The organism is Sphingomonas sandaracina, from assembly GCF_036663695.1.
Classification (GTDB): Bacteria; Pseudomonadota; Alphaproteobacteria; order Sphingomonadales; family Sphingomonadaceae; genus Sphingomonas.
In genome coordinates this window covers 195,476-214,915 of the sequence record NZ_JAXOJK010000001.1, presented here as the reverse complement: position 1 = coordinate 214,915, position 19,440 = coordinate 195,476, and the positions used below count along the sequence as shown (strand labels likewise).

Below are 19,440 nucleotides of genomic sequence, written 5' to 3'. Positions count from 1 at the left end.
GGTCAGGATCGCTGCGCCCGTGTGTCCGGGAGCAGGTTGAGCGCCAGGAAGACGATGGCCGCGCCTGCCATTATCGTTCCGACCCACAGGATCGGTCCGAAGACCCAGCCGCGCGCGGCAATCGCCGGGACGAACGCCGCGCCGAGCGTGAGCCAACCCATGGTTCGCAGCCTCGCGCGTCGTGCCGCCGCCGGACAGACCCCGAACCGACGACGGTGATGCACGTCGCTCGACAAACCGAGCAGGAGGAACGCGGCGATCGACAGGATCAGCGGCACGACGGTCATTCGGCGGGTTCCAGCACGCGGGCGTCGGCGGTCCGAGATGCGCGAACGCCCCTGGCCTTCGGTCTATGACGCGCGACACGGTGCGCGACCGCGAGGAACGCAAAGCCGAACAGCGCCATCGTGACGTCGACCCCCGCCATCATCAGGTCGCCGCGTGCCAGCATGACGACGATGCCGCGATCGGTCGCGACGCTGTCGTACAGCGGCAACGACGCCAGCAGCACACCGGTCGCGGTGAAGAGCAGCGGCCACACGTGTCGGGGCTTCGCGACGAATGCCAGGCACGCCGACATCGACCAGACGATGAACAGCATGTTGATCTCCCATTGCGCGCGACCGCCGAGAGCGATCGGCAATAGTCGGTTGGCCCAGAAGAACGATGCGACGCCGAGCGGGAAGCCACCGATCACCGCGACGTTCAGCCGTTCGACCACCCGGAAGCCCAGATGCGGTCGTTCCGGATCGGGCAATCGCTCGCGGCGTTTCACGGTCCACAGGACGAGTCCGCTCGCGACCATCAGCGTGCCCGCGACACCGCACAGGAAATACAGCCACCGCCCGCCATATCCGGCAAAGCGGCCGGCATGCAGTCCGATCATCACGCCTGCGGTCTCGGCCGCCGCGCCGGGTACGGGCGACCGCCAGACGAGGTTCCCGGACACGCCGTCATAGGCCAGTCGCGGTGTTCGCGAGGATAGCATCGAACCGAAGCTCTGGCTCACCGTGACGCGCGCGGCGGCATCGCCGGGATCGCTCACCTCGATGAAACTCGCCGGCGCACCGAGACGATGTTCGGCATCGGCTGCGATCCGTCGCAGATCGATCAGCGGTGCGGCCCGCCCGGTACGTTCGGCCACCGTCGCGCTGGGAAACAGCGCGGACGAAACCACGCGCTCGTCGGTATAATTGGCGACGACCGCCCAGGGCATCAGCAACGCCATCAGCGTGACGAGGCCGGTATAGGTGATCATCAAGTGGAACGGCAGCGCCAGCACCGCCGTGGCGTTGTGCCCGTCCAGCCACGATCGCTGTCCCTTGCCACGGCGCAGCGTGAAGAAATCCTTGAAGATCTTCTTGTGCGTGACGATTCCGCTCAGGATCGCGACGAGCATCATCATCGACGCGAACCCGACGATCCACCGTGCCCAGATCACCGGCATGTAATGAAGATCGAAATGGAAGCGGTAGAAGAACTCGCCGCCGCGCGTGTCGCGGGCGTGCGCGACCTGCCCATTGGCACCGATCAGCGCCTGGGTGTCGCGACGTCCGCGACCGCCGTGCCGCCCCCGCCCCCGTTCCTCGCCGGGCTTGGGCTGTGGTACCCAGAACAGCTGCGCGCCGGGCATCCGGTCCGTCACGATCGGAATGAACCAGCTCTTCGCATCCGGCGCAGTCTTCGCGAGGAACGCCTGCGACCCCGCCAACACGCGCATCGGCTGTTCGATCCGCGCGAGTTCGGGGCGCGTCCACCGGTTGAGCCCTTCGCGCCAGAACGCGAGCGAGCCGGCGACGAACACGAGGAACAGGATCCACCCGAGCAGCATCCCCGACCAGGTGTGCAGGAACGCCTGCGATTGCCGGAAGCCCTTGCTCATGGCCGCCCCGTCGCCGCGATCGAGAGCCCGGTGATCGCCGCCGCAATCCCCGCTGCGGCCGCCAGCGTCCACAGCGCGCGCCAACCGCTGCGCGCGGCGAAAGCCCACATCGCCGCCACCGCGCACAATGCGAGCGCGATCAACGTCGCGGCGACGGTCGCCTCGATGCGCTCGCCCGGCAGGATGCGGGCGAGCGCCATCGCCCACAAACTCGCGGTGGCATAGCCGAGCGGCACGGCGGCGACGATCCGCAGGCCGATATCGCCGCGTCGTGCCCAGCGGGCGCGGGCATGCATGTCGCCTGCCGTCACAGGAAGGTGTACCGCAGCGTCGCGAACGCGGTGCGCGGACTGCCATAGTAATTGCCGCGCCCCGACGAACTGATCCGCGCGTAGTAATCACGATCGAGGACGTTGTTGACGTTCACCGATACGCCCAGCCGCGGCGTCAACGCATAGCCCGCGCGCAGGTCGAGCACGGCGTAGCTCCCCTGGCGAACGATGCTGGACCGGGTGCGGACGGTACCGTCCGGATTGAACACCGCGGCCGTCCCGCCAAAGGTGCTGCCGAACCACGTAAGGCCGCCACCGAGGCTGATGCCGGCAAGCGGTCCGTCCGCCGGCGCGTAATTGGTGAACATCTTCGCCATGTGCTTCGGGACGATCGGCACCAGGCTGATACCCTCGAACAGCGGATTGGCGTCTTCGAGATATTTCGTCCGCGTGTAGCTGTAGCCGCCGTTGATGCGCCAGCCCGGGAGGATCTCGCCGCTCGCCTCGGCCTCGATCCCGCGCGCGCGGACCTTGCCGATCTGGAGGACGCTGGTCGGCAGGTCCGGATCGTTGAACAGCCGGTTCGATTGCATGATCTGATACGCCGCAGCGGACAGCAACAGCCGGTCGCCCATCAGCGACAGCTTGGTCCCCGCCTCGAACTGCTTGCCGGTCAGCGGTTCGATCCGACGTCCATCGGGCCGCGTCCGGCCGACCGGCGGCGCTTGCGGCGTGAAACTGTCGGCATAGCTCGCATAGACGTTGAGCGCGTGCGTGACGTCCCAGACGATGCCGGCATACGGCGTAAAGCGATTGTCGTACCCGTAGCGCGACGCGGCGGGCAGCGGCCCGGTGGGCGTGAGGAGCGTCGTCAGGGTCGTGTCCCACCACGTCAAACGACCACCCCCGACCAATGTCAGCCCCGCGATCGGGCTCAGGCGCATCTGGCCGTACAGGCCGTATTGCTCGACGTCGGTCCCCGAGCCGCCATAGACCTGCAGCACACAATTAGCCGGTGCGGGCGTGATCGCGGTGCCGCTGTCGGGACAGGTCGCGCCGGTACCCTGTACCGGATAATAGGGCAGCGCCCCGTAGGGATCGAGTGGCGGTTCGACCGGGGATACCGGATCATACACGTCGATCCTCGCATAGTTCGACAATCTGGTGGCGAACGCCGTCCCCGAGCTTGCCTGATAATCGGCACCCAGGATCAGCGTCTGGTCGCGCCCGAACAGGGGGAAGCTGCCGATCCCGTTGAAGTCGAACGACCGCGTCCGTTGTTTGCTGTCGCCGCGATAGGCGATGTGGCTGGTGACGCCGTTGGTGGCGGTGACCGGCTGGCTGCCGATATAGCTGTAGATGTCCACCCGATCGACATCGGTGAACAGCCCGGTCGCGCGCAGCGTCCAGCGGTCGCTCACCTTGTGCGTGAGTTCGGCGAACCCGGTCCAGCTCTTGCTCTCGAACCGGTTCCAGTCGGCGCCGAGATAGGTCGACCGGTCAATGTCGAGCAACTGCCCGTCGCTGCCGTCGGCACCGCCGATGATGCCGGGCAGGCCCGACTGGACCGCCGGGCGGAAACGATCATAGTTCCCGCCGACCGTCAGCGTCGTGCGATCGCCGATCTCGAGCGATCCGGTCGCGAACGCGCCGACGCGGTTGCGGTGCGCGGTGTCGAAGAACTGGTCCTGATCGTGCAGCATGGCCCCGACGCGGATGCCGGCCTTCGGGCCGATCGGCGTCGATACGTCGAGTTCGAGCCGGACGTTGTCGTAGCTGCCATAGCCTGCGCTCGCCTGGACCCTGGTCGTATCGAGCGGGCGCTTGCGCACCAGATTGATGCTGCCCGCGGGGTTCCCGGAACCGCTGAACAGTCCGGCCGGGCCACGCAGCACCTCGAGCCGATCGTAGAAGAACAGGTCGGGCACCACCGCCGGGAAGCCTAGGGAGAACGTCGGAACGCCGTCGATCAGGTAATTGTTGATGATGAACCCGCGCGACAGGAACGACGGATCCTCGCTGCCGACGCCGTTGACGGTGATGCCGTTGGTGGCGGTCAGCGCGTCTTCGAGCGTGAACAGGTTCTGCGCCTCGATCTGTTCGCGCTCGATCACCGTGACGGTATTGGGCGTATCCTTGAGCGGCGTTACGGTCTTGCCGATTTCGCGACCGTAACTCTTTCCGACGACGAGGATTTCGTCCGACTTCTGATCTTCGTTCGGCACAGTCAGTTCGTCCGACCGAACCGCTTTATCTTCGGCTATACGCGCAGGCTCTCCGACCAGCGCGGCGCCAGCCAACAATACGCTCATAAAACTCATGCTGAACCCCTTCAATGTCGAGGCCTCTACCGCAGTCGCTTTTGCGAGTCACTATCAATCTAACATTCATGTCATGTTTTGCGGCCAAGGTAGCGACGTGCGGAATTTGATCGCGATCGCGAATTGGCAATCTGTCGGGCGTGCGCTAAGCGACGGACAAGGACCGGCTGAGCCGGACCTTGTTGATCGCGCCGGTGCCTTGCGAAAGGCTTGAATGGGAATGCGGTGCGGGGTTCGTCCCCAAATCCGCGGCTGTCCCTGCAACTGTAAGCGGTGAGCGAGAGTGCCACGCGTCCTTCGCAAGAAGGAGGCCGCCACTGGACCCTGCGCCCGTCGCGCATTCTGGGAAGGCCGCGCATTCGAGCTGTGACCCGTGAGCCAGGAGACCTGCCGGCGATGGGTCGCTCTTGCCTTGGTCCAGGGGATGGCCGCGGCACGGTTCTCCGTCTGAGCGACGAACCTATGCGGCTGGAGCTGCATCGGTGCGTGGCATGGGCATTCGCGCCCGTCCAGCGTCGCGCGTCGATGATCATGCAGGTCCCGCCCATCGTCGCACGGCGCGAGGAGACTAGCATGCCCGATCTGTCCAAGATTCCCGTTACCATCGTCACCGGCTTTCTCGGCGCGGGCAAGACGACGTTGATCAGCCATCTGATCCGCAACGCGGGCGGACGTCGCCTTGCCGTGATCGTCAACGAATTCGGCACGCTGGGGGTGGACGGCGACATCCTCAAGGGTTGCGCGATCCCCGATTGCCCGGCCGAGAACGTCGTCGAACTCGCGAACGGCTGCATCTGCTGCACCGTCGCGGACGACTTCATCCCGACCGTGGAGACGTTGCTCGCGCTTAATCCCCGACCCGACCATATTCTGATCGAGACGTCCGGCCTCGCATTGCCCAAGCCGCTGTTGAAGGCGTTCGACTGGCCGGCGATCCGGTCGCGGATCACCGTCGACGGCGTCATCGCGCTGGCGGATGCCGAAGCGGTCGCGGCGGGTCGCTTCGCGCCGGATCTGGCCGCGGTCGACGAGCAGCGCGCCGCCGACCCGAGCATCGATCATGAAACGCCACTGTCGGAAGTGTTCGAGGATCAACTCGCCTGTGCCGACCTGATCCTGCTGACCAAATGCGACCTTGCCGGCCCGGACGGCATCGCGGCGGCACGCGCCGTGATCGCTGCGGAGACTGCACGACCGTTGCCGATCGTCGAACTGGTCGACGGTATCGTCGACCCGCGCGTCGTTCTCGGGCTCGGCGCGGCGGCCGAAGACGACATCGCCGCGCGTCCCTCGCATCATGACGGCGAGGACGATCACGAGCACGACGATTTCGACAGCATCGTCGTCGAATGGGACACGGTCGAAGACCCCGCGGCACTGACCACGCGGATCGAGGCGCTGGGCGCCGGCGGCGATGTCCTTCGCGTGAAGGGCTACGCCGCCGTCGCGGGCAAGCCGATGCGGTTGCTCGTGCAGGCGGTCGGGGCGCGGGTCCGCGCGCATTACGATCGGCCATGGCGCGCCGACGAGCCGCGTCGCACGCGACTGGTCGTCATCGCCGAGCGGGGACGGCTCGATCCGGACGTGATCGGGGAAGCCTTGGGAGCCTGATCCAGGTGCACGTCGTCTTCCGCGAAAGCCACGGACTGGAGGAGAGCGCTGTCCCCCAGGACCTGGGCCAGAGCACCGCTGATCTCGTCATACTGTCGTTCTCCGACAGCGATCTCGCCGCGTTCAGCGCCGGGTGGCACGAGGCCGTCGCGGCGGGCGATGCAGTGCCAAGCCTGCGTCTCGCCAATCTTGCCGACCTTACGCATCCGCTGTCGGTCGATACCTATGTCGAGCGGACGCTGGCCGGTGCGAAGGCGATCCTGATCCGGCTGATCGGCGGGACGGCCTATTGGTCGTACGGGCTCCAGCAAGTCGAAGCGCTGGCCCGGCGCCGCGGGATCGCGCTAGCCGTGCTTCCCGCCGACGGCCGGCACGACCGCCGGCTGGACGCGGCATCCACCGTTCCGGTCGCGCTGTTGCGGCGCCTGTCGACGCTATGCGATACCGGCGGTGCGGGTGCGTCACGCGAGGCGCTGGCGCAGTTCGCCTCCGCATCGGGTCTGCATGCCGAAACGAAGCGGACGGCGGGCGAAATGCCGTCAGTCGGCGGATGGCGACCGGACGCTGGCATCGCCTGCCCGGCGGCATTCCTGTTCCAGTCGTCGAAGCCGCGCATCCTGCTGGTGTTCTATCGATCCTATCTGACGGCGCAGGACCTGGATCCGGTCGCCGCGTTGCTTGGCGCGTTCACCTCGCGCGGATACGACGTGCTGGGGTTGTTCGTGCCGTCGTTGAAGGACGGTGACGGCAGCGGTTGGTTGCGACGCTGGGTAGGCGCGCTCGGCCCCGTCGCGATCGTGAACGCTACCGCGTTTTCGGGCAGGGGCAACGACGACACGACACCGCTCGACGGGGCGAACGTCCCCGTCTTCCAGGTCGCGCTGGCGACGTCCGATCGAGCCGCGTGGCGCGATGCGCCTCGCGGTCTGTCCCCTGCCGACCTAGCCATGCATGTGGTCCTGCCCGAGGTCGACGGACGAATCTTCGCGGGCGTCGTAAGCTTCAAGGAAGCGGCCTCGCCCGACCTCGACCTGCAATATGCGCGCCGGGAGCACTGCGCCGATGCCGAGCGCGTCGATGCCATCGCCGCGCGGGTCGACGGCTGGATCGCGCTGGCGGCCAAGCCTGCAGCCGAGCGACGTCCGGCTATCATCCTGTCGACCTATCCCGGCAAAGCGCACCAGATGGCGCACGCGGTCGGGCTGGATGCCCTGACGTCGGTCGATGCGATTCTGGCGGATCTGGCGCACGCCGGGTATGCGCTGGGTCCTGCGGACGATCTGGCGACTGCGCTCGGATCGCGGCATATCGACTGGCCGGTCGCCGCGTACCGCGTTGCGCTGGCCGCCCTGCCCGCCTCGCTGCAAGCCGAACTGGTCGCCGTATGGGGCGAACCGGAGGACGATCCCGCCGTCCACGCCGGTGCGTTCCGGTTCGCGGCGCTGTCGGTCGGTACCGCGCTGGTCGCGCTTCAGCCCGAGCGCGGACGATCCGACGTCCGGACCGAGGAATATCACGACCTCTCGCGGTGCCCACGCCACGGCTATGTCGCGTTCTATCTGTGGTTGCAGGCGCGTGGGACCGATGCGGTGGTCCATGTCGGGGCGCACGGCACGCTCGAATGGCTGCCGGGCAAGGCCGTCGCGCTGTCGAACGCGTGCTGGCCCGAGGCACTGACCGGCGCGATGCCCGTGATCTATCCGTTCATCGTCAACGATCCCGGCGAGGCGGCACAGGGGAAACGCAGGATCGGGGCGGTTACGCTGGGGCATGTTCCGCCGCCGATGGTCGGCGCGAAAAGCGGCGTGGGGATGGATCGTCTCGAAGCCTTGCTCGATGAGTTTTCCAATGCCGACGGGCTCGATCCGGCGCGGCGCGGCCGATTGCAGGCGGACATCCTGGACGAGGCGAACGCGCTGGGTCTCGAGGATACGCTGGGGCTGGCGCAGGCGGCAACGGCGGCGGACGTCGTCACGCGGATCGACACGTTCGTCTGCGACGTGAAGGACAGCCGGTTCGGCGACGGACTGCATGTGTTCGGGCGGGGCGCGCATGGCGATGCGGAGCGTGACGGCCTGCTTGCCGCGCTCGCCGGCCGCCGTGTTCCGTCAGGACCTTCGGGGTCGCCGTGGCGTGGTAGATCCGACGTGCTGCCGACCGGGCGCAACCTGTACACCACCGATCCGCGTGCGGTGCCGTCGCGGTCCGCGCACGCGCAAGGCGTGCTGCTGGCCGAGGAGCTGATCCGCCGTCACCTGCAAGACCAGGGCGATTACCCCAAGGGGCTGGTGGTCGACCTGTGGGGATCGGCGACGATGCGCACCGCCGGCGAAGAGTTCGCGATGGCACTCCACCTGCTTGGCGCCGAACCGGTGTGGGACATGGCGTCGCAGCGCGTGACCGGAATCGAAATCCTGCCACTGATGCGCCTCGACCGCCCGCGGATCGACGTAACCCTGCGCGTGTCTGGGCTGTTTCGCGACGCTTTCCCCAGCCTGTGCACGATGTTCGGCCAAGCCGTCCGCGCGATTGCCGGCCGCGACGAGCCCGCGGATCTGAACCCGTTCGTCGAAGCCCCGCCGACCCCGCGCGTCTATGGTCCTGCCCCCGGACGCTACGGCGTCCGCATGGACGATCTGGGAGAAACCTACACGCCGGAGGCTCGGCTGGCCGCCGGCGAAGCGTGGCTCGCGGCCTCGGCATACGCCCTCGACGGCGGCGACCGCCTCGACACCGGCGGTATCCGTCGTCGCGTCGCTGCCGCCGACAGTTTCGTCCATGTCCAGGACCTGCCCGAGACCGACCTGCTGCTGGCCGCCGATTATGCTGCGCACGAAGCCGGTTTTGCGGCGGCAAAGACACTCTCGGGGGGCGCCGCCGCGCTCTACCATCTCGACGCCACCGATCCCGAGCGCCCCCGCGCACGGTCCCTGCGCGAGGAAATCGCCCGCGTCGTTCGCGCCCGTGCCGCGCAGCCGGACTGGGTCGCCGGGATGATGCGGCATGGCTTTCGCGGCGCGGCGGAACTCGCGGCCACGCTCGATCATCTCGGGTCGTTCGCGCATTTGGCGGACGCCGTGTCGCCGCAGTCGATCGATCTGTATTACGATGCGACGCTGGCGCGCGACGATGTGAGGGCGTTTATGGCGAACGCCAATCCGCAAGCGCTCGCAGCGCTCGAGGAGCGCTTCGCCGCGCTTCACGCCTCGGGCCTGTGGACCACGCGACGCAACTCGATCCTCGCGCAGTTGGAGATTACAGGGTGATCCGCGGCTGGTGCCCGACGGCTTGGCGCCCCATGGCGGCCGGGGACGGCTTGCTGGTCCGCGTCCGCCCGCGGCTGGGCCGGCTGATCCGCGAACAGGTGCTCGGGCTGTGCGAGGCTGCGACCACGTACGGTAACGGCCAGATCGATGCGACCAACCGCGCCAACCTCCAGATCCGCGGCGTCGAGGCCTGGCAGCCGCTCGTCGCCCGACTGTGCGACCTGGGTCTGGTCGATCCGGACCCGCTCACCGAGGCCCGTCGCGCGATCCTGGTCGACCCCGACTGGCGCGTCGGCGACGACACCTACCGGATCGCGACCGAGTTGGCCGATCGCCTGTCCGAACTGCCCGAGCTGCCCGGCAAGGTCGGCTTCGCGATCGATGCCGGCGGTGCTCCGGTGCTGCGCGACGACCCTGCCGATTTTCGCATCGAGCGCTGCAGCGACGGTGACTTGATGCTGCGCGCCGATGGTCGCGATCAGGGAGCACGCGTTGCGGTCGGCGGCGAAGTCGATGCGCTGATCGCACTGGCCCACTGGTTCGTCGACACGGGCGGCGCGACCGCGGGACGGATGGCGCGACATACTGCCGCTTTGCCGATGATCGCAGCGGTCCGGTCGCAGCCGACGACCGCAAAGCCCGATCATACGGTCGGCGTCCCGCACGGCCTGCCGTTCGGACGGATCGACGCACCCGCGCTGGCAGCTTTCATGCAAGCAAGCGGCGCAAGCGCGATCCGCGTGACGCCGTGGCGAACCATCCTCGTCGAGGGCGGAACACCCGGCGTCTCGCTCGCTGGCGACGCAGACCCCGCGACGGTTCGCGTGGACGCCTGCGTCGGCGCCCCCGCCTGCCCGCACGCCAGCGTCGCAACGCGTGACCTTGCCCTCCGCCTCGCACACAAGGTCACTGGCCGACTGCACGTGTCGGGCTGTGCCAAGGGATGCGCGCGGTCGATCGCCGCCGATGTGGTCCTGACCGGCAATGGCGGACGGTTCGATCTCGGCTTCGCTGCGCGCGCGGGCGATCCCCCTTTCCTCGCCGGTCTCGACGCGCCTGCCGTCCTCGCCCATTTCGGAGCCACCTGATGCCGCATATCTACGAGACCGACGGCGCCGCCATCTATCGTCAGTCGTTCGCGACGATCCGCGCCGAAGCAGACCTGACGGCGTTTTCGGTGGACGAGGAACCGGTGGCGGTACGGATGATCCACGCGTCCGGGCTGGTAGGCCTGGCTGAGCATATCCGTTTCTCGCCCGCATTCGCCGTCAGCGCACGGGCCGCGCTGTCCGCCGGCGCACCGGTGCTGTGCGACGCGCGCATGGTGACCGAGGGTATCACGCGCGCAAGACTGCCTGCGGCGAACCCGGTGATCTGCACGCTTCATGACAGCGAAACGCCCGAGCTCGCGCGCGCCTTGGCGACCACCCGGTCGGCTGCGGCACTCGAGTTGTGGCGGCCACATCTGGCGGGGGCGCTTGTCGCGATCGGGAATGCGCCGACCGCCTTGTTCCACTTGCTCGACATGCTCGAGGACCCGGAATGTCCGCGTCCCGCCGCGATCATCGGATGCCCGGTCGGCTTCGTCGGCGCGGTGGAGTCGAAGGCCGCGCTCTGGGGCGAACAGCCGGTGCCGTGCGTTGTCGTCGAAGGCCGGATGGGCGGCAGCGCGATCACCGTGGCGGCGATCAACGCGCTCGCCAGTTACGCCGAATGACGATCGGGACGATCCACGGTGTCGGTCTCGGCCCGGGTGCGCAGGACCTGATGAGTGTCCGGGCCGACCGCCTCGTGCGCGGTGCGCGTCACATCGCGTTCTTCCGCAAGGCCGGCAAACCCGGCCAGGCGCGACGCATCGTCGACGGCATGCTGCGTGCTGACGCCGTCGAATACGCGATGGAATACCCGGTCACGACCGAAATCCCGACATCCGACCCTCGCTACCGCGGCCTGCTTGCGGCCTTCTATGCCGACTGCACCCAGCATCTGGCGGCGCTTGCGCGGACCGGCGAGGAGGTGGTCGTCCTGTGTGAAGGCGACCCGTTTTTCTACGGATCGTTCATGCATCTGCACTCGCGGCTGTCCGATATCGCGCCGGTCTGCGTGGTGCCGGGGATCACCGGCATGTCGGGCGCATGGACCGCGAGTGGCGTGCCGATTACCTGGGGCGACGACGTGCTGACGGTGCTGACCGCGACGCTATCCGAGGAGGATCTCACGCGGCGCATTCGCGATACCGACGCGCTGGTCGTGATGAAGATCGGGCGACACCTCGCCAAGCTGCGGCGGGCGGTCGTGGCGGCTGGCCGCGAGGATTCGGCATGGCTGGTGGAATATGCCGCGATGCCGGACCAGCGCGTCACGCGCCTCGCCGATGCCGCCAGTATCGCCCCCTATTTCGCCATCGTGTTGATCCACGGCCAGGGGCGCAGACCGTGACGGCTGTTGCCGGATCGCTGGCGATCGTCGGGCTCGGGCCGGGCGACGCGGCGTTGATCACCCCGCAGGTCACGGCCGCTCTCACCGAGGCGACCGACGTCATCGGCTACATCCCCTATGTCGCGCGCGTCGCACCGCGCCCGGGGTTGACGCTTCATCCGTCCGACAACCGCGTCGAACTCGATCGCGCACACCACGCATTGTCATTGGCGCATGGAGGGCAAAAGGTCGTGGTCGTCTCCTCGGGGGACCCAGGCGTCTTCGCGATGGCGGCGGCGGTGTTCGAAGCCATCGAGCACGGACCACCGGCATGGCGCGCGCTCGATATCTGTGTGCTGCCGGGGATCACCGCGATGCTCGCCGCCAGTGCGCGGGTCGGTGCGCCGTTGGGCCATGATTTCTGTGCGATCAACCTGTCCGACAATCTCAAGCCCCAGGCGCTGATCGAGCGCCGGATCCGATTGGCGGCACAAGCGGATTTTGCGATCGCCTTCTACAATCCCCGTTCCAGGGCGCGTCCCGACGGCTTCGGCACGGCGCTGGCGATCCTGCGCGATACCTGCGCCGATACGCGGCCGGTGCTGTTCGCTCGTGCCGTATCCACGCCGGACGAAAATCTGAAAATCGTCGCCCTGCCCGATGCACTGCCGGAGATGGCGGATATGCGGACGGTCGTCATCGTCGGGTCGAGCTCGACGCGCATGATCACGCGCGCCGGCACGCCATTCCTCTACACACCGAGATCGGCGTCGTGACCGAGCCAGCGAAGCACCTCCTCGACGGCGCAGACTTCGGTCCGGGCGGGCAGGACGGGACGCTCGATCATGAGCACGGGCAGTGCCAGCGCGCGCGCCGCGATCACCTTGGCCACTGCCCCCGAACCTCCCGCATTCTTGGATACGACGACGTCGATCGACTGCTCCCGCATCAGCGTCAGGTCGCGTGCGACGGTGAACGGTCCGCGGTCGACGACGACGTGATGATCGGGCAATCCGATCGCCCGATCGGGCTGATCGACGAAGCGCAGCAGATAGCGATGCTGCGGCTGCGCGGCGAACGCGTCGACTTGCATGCGGCCGAGCGCCAACATCACGCGCCGACGCGGCCCCGCCAACGCAGCAACGGCCGCGTCGATATCGCCGACGCTCTGCCATGTGTCGCCGTCCTCCGGCGCCCATGCCGGCCGTGTGAAAGCAAGATGCGCGACACCGGCTTGAGCCGCCGCGGCAAGGGAATGGCGGGTCATCTGCGCTGCGAAGGGATGCGTGGCATCGACCAGATGGGTTATTCGGTTTCGACGAAGATAGGCCGCGAGGCCATCGACGCCACCAAACCCGCCGATCCGCACGGGCACCGGCTGCGGCTTCGGATTGGCGACGCGGCCGGCATAGCTGAGCACCGCCGTAATGCCGCGAGCCCCAAGAGCGGACGCGAGTGCACTGGCTTCGGTCGTGCCGCCAAGGATCAGGATGGACGGCATGGCTGAGATTGAACGAAGTCCGTGGCTGACGATTGTCGGGATCAACGAGGATGGACCGGCAGGCCTGTCGTCTGCAAGCCGTACCGCGATCCACCACGCCGATCTGGTGACCGGCGCGACGCGACACCTCGCGCTCCTACCAGATCTCCCATGTGATGTCCTGCCCTGGCCGATACCGTTCGAGGACGGCATCGCGCTCCTGCTCGAACAGCGGGGGCGTCGTGTGGTGATGCTGGTATCGGGCGATCCATTCTGGTTCGGCGCGGGTACGGTCATCGCCCGCCATCTGCGCCGCGACGAATGGGTCGCGCATCCCGCCGTGTCGACGTTCGGGTTCGCCGCAGCCCGGCTAGGCTGGTCGATCGACGACACGGCCTGTGTTGGGCTGCACGCCGCACCGTTCACACGGTTGCGGCCGATCCTAGCGCCGGGGCGGCAGGCGATAGTCCTGGTACGCGACGGCACGGCAGTCGGGCTGCTAGCACGATATCTCGACGGGGTTGGGTTCGGCGCCAGCACGCTGTGGATCCTGGAATCGCTTGGTGGTCCGTTCGAACGCATCCGCCGAACCACTGCCGCCACGTTCGACATTTCCGACATCGCGCATCCCGTGGCGGTCGGTATATCGGTGTCGGGCGACGGTGCCGTGCTGCCCTGCGCGGCCGGACGCCCGGATCACTGGTTCGAGCATGACGGGCAGATCACGAAACGACCAGTCCGGGCGCTGACGCTCTCTGCCCTCGCGCCCAGGCCGGGCGAACGCCTATGGGACATCGGCGCCGGATCTGGGTCGATCGGCATCGAATGGCTCTTGGCGCACCCCTCTACGGAGGCGGTCGCTTTCGAGGCCGATGCGGTTCGTGCCGACCGGGTTCGCCTCAACGCGGCAACGCTGGGGGTCGACCGGCTTCGGGTGGTGAACGCGCGGGTGCCCGACGGTCTCGAGGGCCTCCCCCTGCCCGATGTAGTCTTCGTCGGCGGGGGGCTGTCGCACGCCTTGCTGGAACGACTATGGACGATGCTCGATGCAGCTACGCGTCTGGTCGCGAACGCCGTCACGCTGGAGTCGGAGGCCCTGCTGACACAGTGGCATGCGGCCAAGGGCGGCACGCTTCTACGGATCGAACTGGCCGAAGCGGCGCCGCTTGGCACGCGCCGCGGTTGGCGCGCGCAGTATCCCGTCGTGCAATGGAGCGTCACGCTATGATCGTCGCAGGTTTCGGCTTTCGTGCCGCGGCCGATATGGCAGCGTGCGAGACCGCGCTCGCGCTTGCGCAGAGCGGCCATCCTGCGGTGACGGCACTCGCTGCGCCCCATGACAAGACGGCATTGCTCGCGCCGCTCGCTGCTAAACTCGACCTGCCTCTGATCGCGGTGACGCCGGAAATGCTGCGCAGCATAATCACGGCCACTCGCTCCCAATTCAGCCTCGATGCACGCGGCACAGGCAGTGTCGCGGAGGCCGCAGCGCTAGCGGCAGCCGGCGACCGCGCATCGCTGCTGACCCGCCGCCACATCTCTCCCGACCGGATGGCAACCTGTGCCATCGCCCAAGGACCCGCCGCATGACCGTTCATTTCATCGGTGCCGGCCCCGGTGCGCCCGATCTGCTGACATTGCGGGGACGCGATCTGATCGCGGCGTCGCCGGTGTGCCTCTACGCCGGATCGCTGGTGCCCGCCGCCTTGCTGGACCATTGCCCGCCCGGTGCGCGGATCGTCAACACCGCGCCGCTGTCGCTCGATCAGATCATCATGGCGATCGTGGATGCACACGGCGAAGGCCACGACATCGCTCGTCTTCATTCAGGGGACCTGTCGATCTGGTCGGCCATGGGCGAGCAACTCCGCCGACTGCGTGCGCTCGAAATCCCATTTACGGTTACGCCCGGCGTACCAGCATTTGCCGCGGCAGCGGCTGCACTCGAAGCCGAACTGACCCTGCCTGGCCTGACCCAGTCGGTCGTACTGACCCGCACGCCCGGACGCGCGAGCACGATGCCGCCCGCCGAGGATCTCGCGACGTTCGCCGCGACCGGTTCGACCTTGGCGATCCATCTGTCGATCCACAATCTCGCGCACGTGGTCACGGCGGTGGCGCCGGCGTATGGCGGCGATTGTCCGGCAGCGATCGTCTGGCGCGCGAGTTGGCCGGACGAACGCGTCGTCCGCGCCACGCTGGCAACGATCGTCGAGGCAGCGGCCGACGGCCCGGATCGGACTGCGTTGATCCTGGTCGGTCGCGTTCTCGCGTCGGACGATTTCGGCGAAAGCAGCCTCTATGCAGCAGGGTACGACCGGCGGTTCCGACCACAGGACGCGAACTCGCGGTTTGCAGGAGACGCGTCATGATCCCGGGCCTGATGATCGCCGCACCCGCATCGGGAACCGGCAAGACCACGGTCATGCTGGGCCTGCTGCGTGCACTGCGCGACGAAGGACTTGCGGTGCAACCGTTCAAGAGCGGCCCGGACTATATCGATCCCGCGTTCCACCGCGCGGCCAGCGGGCGGCCATCGTTCAACCTCGATAGCTGGGCGATGAACGGCGCGATGCTCGACGGTCTGGCCGCGTTGGCGAACGATGCCGATTTCGTGCTGGCGGAAGGGTCGATGGGCCTGTTCGACGGCGTGGCGAAACCGGGCGCGACCGGTACCGGCGCCAGCGCGGATATCGCGCGCAGGATGGGCTGGCCGGTCGTCCTGGTGATCGACGTATCGGGACAGGCGCAGTCGGCCGCGGCCACCGCGCTCGGCTTTGCGCTGTACGATCCCGGATTGCCGATCGCCGGCGTGATCCTGAACCGGGTCGCGAGCCCACGTCACGAACGGCTTGCGCGCAGCGGCATGGCCGCCGCCGGCGTGCGCGTGTTCGGCGCATTGCCGCGACGCGGCGATCTGAAACTGCCCGAACGGCATCTCGGGCTCGTGCAGGCGTCGGAGCATCCCGATCTGGATGCCCGGATCGCCGATTATGCGGTGTTCCTGCGCGATCACGTCGATCTCGCCGCGATCCGCGCCGCCGCCGCCGCCGCCGCGACGACGCCGCGGAACGGTGTCGAGCCACACCGCTTCACGCCACCGGCGCAGCGCATCGCCTTGGCGCAGGATGCCGCGTTCTCGTTCGCATATCCTCACATGCTGGCCGGATGGCGTAGCGCAGGTGCCGAAATCCTGCCCTTCTCGCCGCTCGCCGACGAGTGCCCCGCACGGGACGCGGATCTCGTCTGGCTGCCGGGCGGCTACCCGGAGCTGCATGCCGGGCGTCTCGCTCAGGCGGACAATTTCCGTGCCGCGCTCGCCAGCCATGCCGTCACGCGGCCCGTGCACGGCGAGTGCGGCGGGTATATGGCGTTGGGCGAAGCGTTGATCGATGCCGAGGGTGTGCGCCATCGTATGGCCGGACTGCTCGGTCTGGTCACGAGCTATGAGCAGCGGCGCATGCATCTGGGCTATCGCCAGGCGACCTTGCTTGCGCCGATGGCCGGCGTTGCGGCGGGGAGCGATCTGCGCGGTCACGAATTCCATTACTCGACCATCCTCGACCAACCCGATCGACCGCTCGCCGATGTCAGCGATGCGGAGGGGACGCCGGTCACGGAGAGCGGATCGTACCGCGGTAACGTGTCCGGCACCTTCTTCCACTTGATCGCGCATGGCCGGTGAACGGAATCGACCTGCATCTGATCGGGATCGGTACCGGCAATCCCGATCACCTGACGCGGGCGGCGGAGGCTGCGATGAACGCCGCAGACGTCATCCTGCTCCCCCGCAAGGGCGATGCGAAATCGGACCTGATCGACCTGCGCCGAACGATCTGCGCCGCGGTCCTGACCGGCGGGACGCAGGTCGTGGAGTTCGACCTGCCGAAGCGCGGTACCGATGGCGACTATCTGGCCGCGGTCGACGACTGGCATGACGCGATCGCCGCGTGCTGGGCAACTGCAATCGACACGTACCTGCCGGAAGGCGGACGGTTGGCGCTGCTCGTGTGGGGCGATCCATCGCTGTACGACAGCAGCTTGAGGATCGCCGAGCGATTGCATCGCGAGGGTCGTTCGCTGCGCGTCCATGTCGTTCCGGGTATTACCAGCTTGCAGGCGCTGACGGCGGCACATGCGATTCCCCTGAACATGCTGGGTGCGCCGGTCCTCATCACCACCGGACGGCGGTTGCGACGCGACGGCTGGCCGACGGGCGTCGATACGCTGGCGGTCATGCTCGACGGCGGATGCGCCTTCGAGACGCTCGATCCTCACGGTATCGACATCTGGTGGGGAGCGTATCTAGGCATGCCGCACGAGGCGCTGGTCGCGGGCCCGCTTGCCCTAATAGCGCACCATATCGCATCGCATCGTGCAGCGTTGCGCGCCGAGCATGGCTGGATAATGGACATATACCTGATGCGTCGCCCGCCGCAATCAGCAGTCGCGCCGATGGACGATCAGCAGCGACGGAGTTCCTGAAGACGCCAAACGCGATTGAACGATAGCACGGTAATCGACAGCGGTGCGATGTCGATCCGGAGTGTCGTCGTTACCGGGATCGACAGCGCTGCGGCGATCGTCGCGCGGATGACGGTGGCATGCGTGATCGCCAGTATCGGCTGGTCCATGGGCTCCATGCTGCGAAGCCAGGGTTCGACGCGTTCCGCAACGGCGTCCATCGTCTCGCCGCCCGGTGCGCCTTGTTCGGGTGCGGCAAGCCACGCCGTCAGGTCGTTCGGCGCGCGCGCATGGACCGCGTCGAACGAGAGCCCGGTCCAGGCACCGTAATCGATATCGCGGAGCGCCTCGCAAGGTACCGCGTCCAGCCCAAGGGCAATCGCGGTTTCACGCGCCGCAGCCGCCGGACTCGACCAGACGCACGCCGCAGACGGTCCGTCCAGCCTGATAGCGCCGGCCTTTGCGCGGCTCCCCTCGTCGAGCGGATCCGCCGGATCGGGGAAGCCACCGCTCCGCATCGTCGGCGTGGCGCCCGCGCACATCAGGACGAGACGGGTAGCCATCGGTTGCTCCAAATCGGTTGACGCCCCTGCCCCGTCGCTTCACAGCGGAACGATCGGAGCCGGGCGGGAAGCCGGTGCGATACCGGCGCGGTCGCGCCACTGTGATCGACGGGGCTTATCCTGTCGAGAGCCAGACCCCGCCCGACGCCTCAACGTTCGCCGGGCGCGAGATCCCGGTAGGAGACTGAACATGGCAGCACGCGCGCTATCCCCGCAAGACCCGTACATCGCGATCGGGACGACACCCGGCATTCCGCTCGACGAGATCGCACCCTGGGCCGTCCTCGGCACGGTGATCGCGCTGATCATGCTGTATTTCGTCAGCACCGAACAGGGCGCGTTCGCGCTGTTCCAGGGCATGTACGTGCATGAGTACGTCCACGACGGACGGCATCTGCTGGGTTTCCCCTGCCACTAAGACAGGGTCTGCCTTCATGATGAAACATATGCTGTGGCACGGCATGCTTGCGGGCATTCTCGGCGCCGTGGTCGCCGCGACGTTCGCACTGATCTTCGCCGAGCCCAGGATCGACGCCGCCATCGCCTTCGAAGCCGCCCACGCGGTCCATGCCATGCCCGGCATGGACGAAGACCTCGTCAGTCGAACCGTCCAGAAGACGGCCGGCCTTTTTACCGCGATGCTGATGTACGGAACCGCGCTCGGCGGGCTGTTCGCGATCGTATTTGCGGTACTCTATGGTCGCGTGGTCCGGATCGGCCCGCGCAGCCTGTCGCTGCTGCTCGCGCTGCTGACCATCGTCGTGATCGTCGTCGTACCGGCGATCAAATACCCGCCGACCCCGCCGGCAGTGGGACTTCACGAGACCGTCAGGCTCAGGACCGTCGCCTATTTCGGAATGATTGGCTTTTCGGTTTTGGCCGCGGTTGCCGGCATCTGGATACGGCAGCGTCTGAGCGGGCGGTGGTCCGCGATCGATGCGATCCTGGCCGGCGTCATGGGCTATGTCGTTCTGGTCGCCGCGCTGCAATTGCTCCTGCCGACCATCGACGAGGTTCCGGCGACATTCCCGGCGAGCCTGCTTTGGCAATTCAGGGTCGCGTCGATCGCCACGCAGACGATCCTGTTCCTCGTCATCGGGATCGCGTTCGGCTGGCAGGTCGATCGCATTCTGCGTGATCGGCGCACTGTCTAACTGGCACGG

At 67.5% G+C, this 19,440-nt stretch carries 19 protein-coding genes and 2 riboswitches; of the genes, 13 read left to right on the top strand and 6 right to left on the bottom strand.

Annotation, left to right across the window (positions count from 1 at the left end; genetic code table 11):
* Positions 1 to 2: 2 nt before the first annotated feature.
* From U1707_RS00840 to U1707_RS00825, 4 genes are read right to left on the bottom strand one after another with little or no spacing between them, the layout of a single operon-like run.
* The gene (locus tag U1707_RS00840) at positions 3 to 287 is read right to left on the bottom strand and encodes a DUF3325 domain-containing protein (protein ID WP_332798272.1); all 285 of its coding nucleotides are present in this window, start codon (positions 285 to 287) and stop codon (positions 3 to 5) included.
* Entirely contained in the window at positions 284 to 1,882 is a 1,599-nt protein-coding gene (locus U1707_RS00835) for a PepSY-associated TM helix domain-containing protein (RefSeq protein WP_332798271.1), read from the bottom strand. The genes U1707_RS00840 and U1707_RS00835 overlap by 4 nt, the downstream gene beginning before the upstream one ends.
* Entirely contained in the window at positions 1,879 to 2,178 is a 300-nt protein-coding gene (locus U1707_RS00830) for a hypothetical protein (RefSeq protein ID WP_332798270.1), read from the bottom strand. The genes U1707_RS00835 and U1707_RS00830 overlap by 4 nt, the downstream gene beginning before the upstream one ends.
* Positions 2,179 to 2,189: 11 nt before the next feature.
* A complete protein-coding gene (locus tag U1707_RS00825) occupies positions 2,190 to 4,475 on the bottom strand; it encodes a TonB-dependent siderophore receptor (protein ID WP_332798269.1) in 2,286 nt (761 codons plus the stop codon).
* Between the two features lie 175 nt (positions 4,476 to 4,650).
* A riboswitch (cobalamin riboswitch) is annotated at positions 4,651 to 4,884 on the top strand.
* Positions 4,885 to 5,048: 164 nt separating this feature from the next.
* Between U1707_RS00825 and cobW the strand changes: the two genes are divergently transcribed.
* From cobW to cobJ, 6 genes are read left to right on the top strand one after another with little or no spacing between them, the layout of a single operon-like run.
* Positions 5,049 to 6,086 (top strand): cobalamin biosynthesis protein CobW, encoded by a 1,038-nt coding sequence (gene cobW, locus U1707_RS00820; protein ID WP_332799010.1) that lies wholly within the window; start codon positions 5,049 to 5,051, stop codon positions 6,084 to 6,086.
* Positions 6,087 to 6,091: 5 nt separating this feature from the next.
* Positions 6,092 to 9,352: a cobaltochelatase subunit CobN gene (cobN, locus tag U1707_RS00815; protein WP_332798268.1), complete on the top strand. Its 3,261-nt coding sequence runs from the start codon at positions 6,092 to 6,094 to the stop codon at positions 9,350 to 9,352.
* Positions 9,353 to 9,384: 32 nt separating this feature from the next.
* Positions 9,385 to 10,440: a ferredoxin-like domain-containing protein gene (locus tag U1707_RS00810; protein ID WP_332798267.1), complete on the top strand. Its 1,056-nt coding sequence runs from the start codon at positions 9,385 to 9,387 to the stop codon at positions 10,438 to 10,440.
* On the top strand, positions 10,440 to 11,069 hold the full coding sequence (locus tag U1707_RS00805; RefSeq protein ID WP_332798266.1) for a precorrin-8X methylmutase: 630 nt from the start codon (positions 10,440 to 10,442) through the stop codon (positions 11,067 to 11,069). The genes U1707_RS00810 and U1707_RS00805 overlap by 1 nt, the downstream gene beginning before the upstream one ends.
* Positions 11,066 to 11,791: a precorrin-2 C(20)-methyltransferase gene (gene cobI / locus U1707_RS00800; RefSeq protein WP_332798265.1), complete on the top strand. Its 726-nt coding sequence runs from the start codon at positions 11,066 to 11,068 to the stop codon at positions 11,789 to 11,791. Before U1707_RS00805 ends, cobI begins: the two co-directional genes overlap by 4 nt.
* Positions 11,788 to 12,546 carry a precorrin-3B C(17)-methyltransferase gene (cobJ, locus tag U1707_RS00795; protein WP_332798264.1) on the top strand — a complete coding sequence of 253 codons (759 nt, stop codon included), beginning with the start codon at positions 11,788 to 11,790 and terminating at the stop codon, positions 12,544 to 12,546. Before cobI ends, cobJ begins: the two co-directional genes overlap by 4 nt.
* On the opposite strand, the gene U1707_RS00790 is transcribed toward cobJ, so the two are convergent.
* Positions 12,522 to 13,271: a cobalt-precorrin-6A reductase gene (locus U1707_RS00790; RefSeq protein WP_332798263.1), complete on the bottom strand. Its 750-nt coding sequence runs from the start codon at positions 13,269 to 13,271 to the stop codon at positions 12,522 to 12,524. The genes cobJ and U1707_RS00790 overlap by 25 nt on opposite strands.
* On the opposite strand from U1707_RS00790, the gene cbiE reads away from it, so the two are divergent.
* The 5 genes from cbiE to cobF are packed head-to-tail and all read left to right on the top strand — an operon-like array spanning position 13,270 to position 17,735.
* Entirely contained in the window at positions 13,270 to 14,478 is a 1,209-nt protein-coding gene (gene cbiE / locus U1707_RS00785; protein WP_332798262.1) for a precorrin-6y C5,15-methyltransferase (decarboxylating) subunit CbiE, read from the top strand. The genes U1707_RS00790 and cbiE overlap by 2 nt on opposite strands.
* Complete coding sequence (locus tag U1707_RS00780) at positions 14,475 to 14,840, top strand: cobalamin biosynthesis protein (RefSeq protein WP_332798261.1); 366 nt, start codon at positions 14,475 to 14,477, stop codon at positions 14,838 to 14,840. Before cbiE ends, U1707_RS00780 begins: the two co-directional genes overlap by 4 nt.
* A complete protein-coding gene (gene cobM, locus U1707_RS00775; RefSeq protein ID WP_332798260.1) occupies positions 14,837 to 15,622 on the top strand; it encodes a precorrin-4 C(11)-methyltransferase in 786 nt (261 codons plus the stop codon). Before U1707_RS00780 ends, cobM begins: the two co-directional genes overlap by 4 nt.
* On the top strand, positions 15,619 to 16,935 hold the full coding sequence (locus U1707_RS00770) for a cobyrinic acid a,c-diamide synthase CobB (RefSeq protein ID WP_332798259.1): 1,317 nt from the start codon (positions 15,619 to 15,621) through the stop codon (positions 16,933 to 16,935). Before cobM ends, U1707_RS00770 begins: the two co-directional genes overlap by 4 nt.
* Entirely contained in the window at positions 16,932 to 17,735 is an 804-nt protein-coding gene (cobF, locus tag U1707_RS00765; protein WP_332798258.1) for a precorrin-6A synthase (deacetylating), read from the top strand. Before U1707_RS00770 ends, cobF begins: the two co-directional genes overlap by 4 nt.
* On the opposite strand, the gene U1707_RS00760 is transcribed toward cobF, so the two are convergent.
* The gene (locus tag U1707_RS00760) at positions 17,714 to 18,277 is read right to left on the bottom strand and encodes a histidine phosphatase family protein (RefSeq protein WP_332798257.1); all 564 of its coding nucleotides are present in this window, start codon (positions 18,275 to 18,277) and stop codon (positions 17,714 to 17,716) included. The two genes, cobF and U1707_RS00760, sit on opposite strands and share 22 nt — an antisense overlap.
* A 9-nt stretch (positions 18,278 to 18,286) precedes the next feature.
* A riboswitch (cobalamin riboswitch) is annotated at positions 18,287 to 18,437 on the top strand.
* A gap of 30 nt (positions 18,438 to 18,467) precedes the next feature.
* Here U1707_RS00760 and U1707_RS00755 point away from each other — a divergent pair.
* Positions 18,468 to 18,695 (top strand): CbtB domain-containing protein, encoded by a 228-nt coding sequence (locus tag U1707_RS00755; RefSeq protein WP_332798256.1) that lies wholly within the window; start codon positions 18,468 to 18,470, stop codon positions 18,693 to 18,695.
* 16 nt (positions 18,696 to 18,711) lie between these two features.
* Positions 18,712 to 19,431, top strand: coding sequence for a CbtA family protein (locus U1707_RS00750; RefSeq protein WP_332798255.1), 720 nt, complete (start codon positions 18,712 to 18,714; stop codon positions 19,429 to 19,431).
* Positions 19,432 to 19,440: the final 9 nt, after the last annotated feature.

Excerpts from the sequence above, each read along its gene's own strand:
- U1707_RS00840 (WP_332798272.1), bottom strand. The coding sequence starts at position 287 with ATGACCGTCGTGCCGCTGATCCTGTCGATCGCCGCGTTCCTCCTGCTC.
- U1707_RS00835 (WP_332798271.1), bottom strand. The coding sequence starts at position 1,882 with ATGAGCAAGGGCTTCCGGCAATCGCAGGCGTTCCTGCACACCTGGTCG.
- U1707_RS00830 (WP_332798270.1), bottom strand. The coding sequence starts at position 2,178 with ATGCATGCCCGCGCCCGCTGGGCACGACGCGGCGATATCGGCCTGCGG.
- U1707_RS00825 (WP_332798269.1), bottom strand. The coding sequence starts at position 4,475 with ATGAGTTTTATGAGCGTATTGTTGGCTGGCGCCGCGCTGGTCGGAGAG.
- cobW (WP_332799010.1), top strand. The coding sequence starts at position 5,049 with ATGCCCGATCTGTCCAAGATTCCCGTTACCATCGTCACCGGCTTTCTC.
- U1707_RS00810 (WP_332798267.1), top strand. The coding sequence starts at position 9,385 with ATGGCGGCCGGGGACGGCTTGCTGGTCCGCGTCCGCCCGCGGCTGGGC.
- U1707_RS00805 (WP_332798266.1), top strand. The coding sequence starts at position 10,440 with ATGCCGCATATCTACGAGACCGACGGCGCCGCCATCTATCGTCAGTCG.
- cobI (WP_332798265.1), top strand. The coding sequence starts at position 11,066 with ATGACGATCGGGACGATCCACGGTGTCGGTCTCGGCCCGGGTGCGCAG.
- cbiE (WP_332798262.1), top strand. The coding sequence starts at position 13,270 with ATGGCTGAGATTGAACGAAGTCCGTGGCTGACGATTGTCGGGATCAAC.
- U1707_RS00790 (WP_332798263.1), bottom strand. The coding sequence starts at position 13,271 with ATGCCGTCCATCCTGATCCTTGGCGGCACGACCGAAGCCAGTGCACTC.
- U1707_RS00780 (WP_332798261.1), top strand. The coding sequence starts at position 14,475 with ATGATCGTCGCAGGTTTCGGCTTTCGTGCCGCGGCCGATATGGCAGCG.
- cobM (WP_332798260.1), top strand. The coding sequence starts at position 14,837 with ATGACCGTTCATTTCATCGGTGCCGGCCCCGGTGCGCCCGATCTGCTG.
- U1707_RS00770 (WP_332798259.1), top strand. The coding sequence starts at position 15,619 with ATGATCCCGGGCCTGATGATCGCCGCACCCGCATCGGGAACCGGCAAG.
- U1707_RS00760 (WP_332798257.1), bottom strand. The coding sequence starts at position 18,277 with ATGGCTACCCGTCTCGTCCTGATGTGCGCGGGCGCCACGCCGACGATG.
- U1707_RS00755 (WP_332798256.1), top strand. The coding sequence starts at position 18,468 with ATGGCAGCACGCGCGCTATCCCCGCAAGACCCGTACATCGCGATCGGG.
- U1707_RS00750 (WP_332798255.1), top strand. The coding sequence starts at position 18,712 with ATGATGAAACATATGCTGTGGCACGGCATGCTTGCGGGCATTCTCGGC.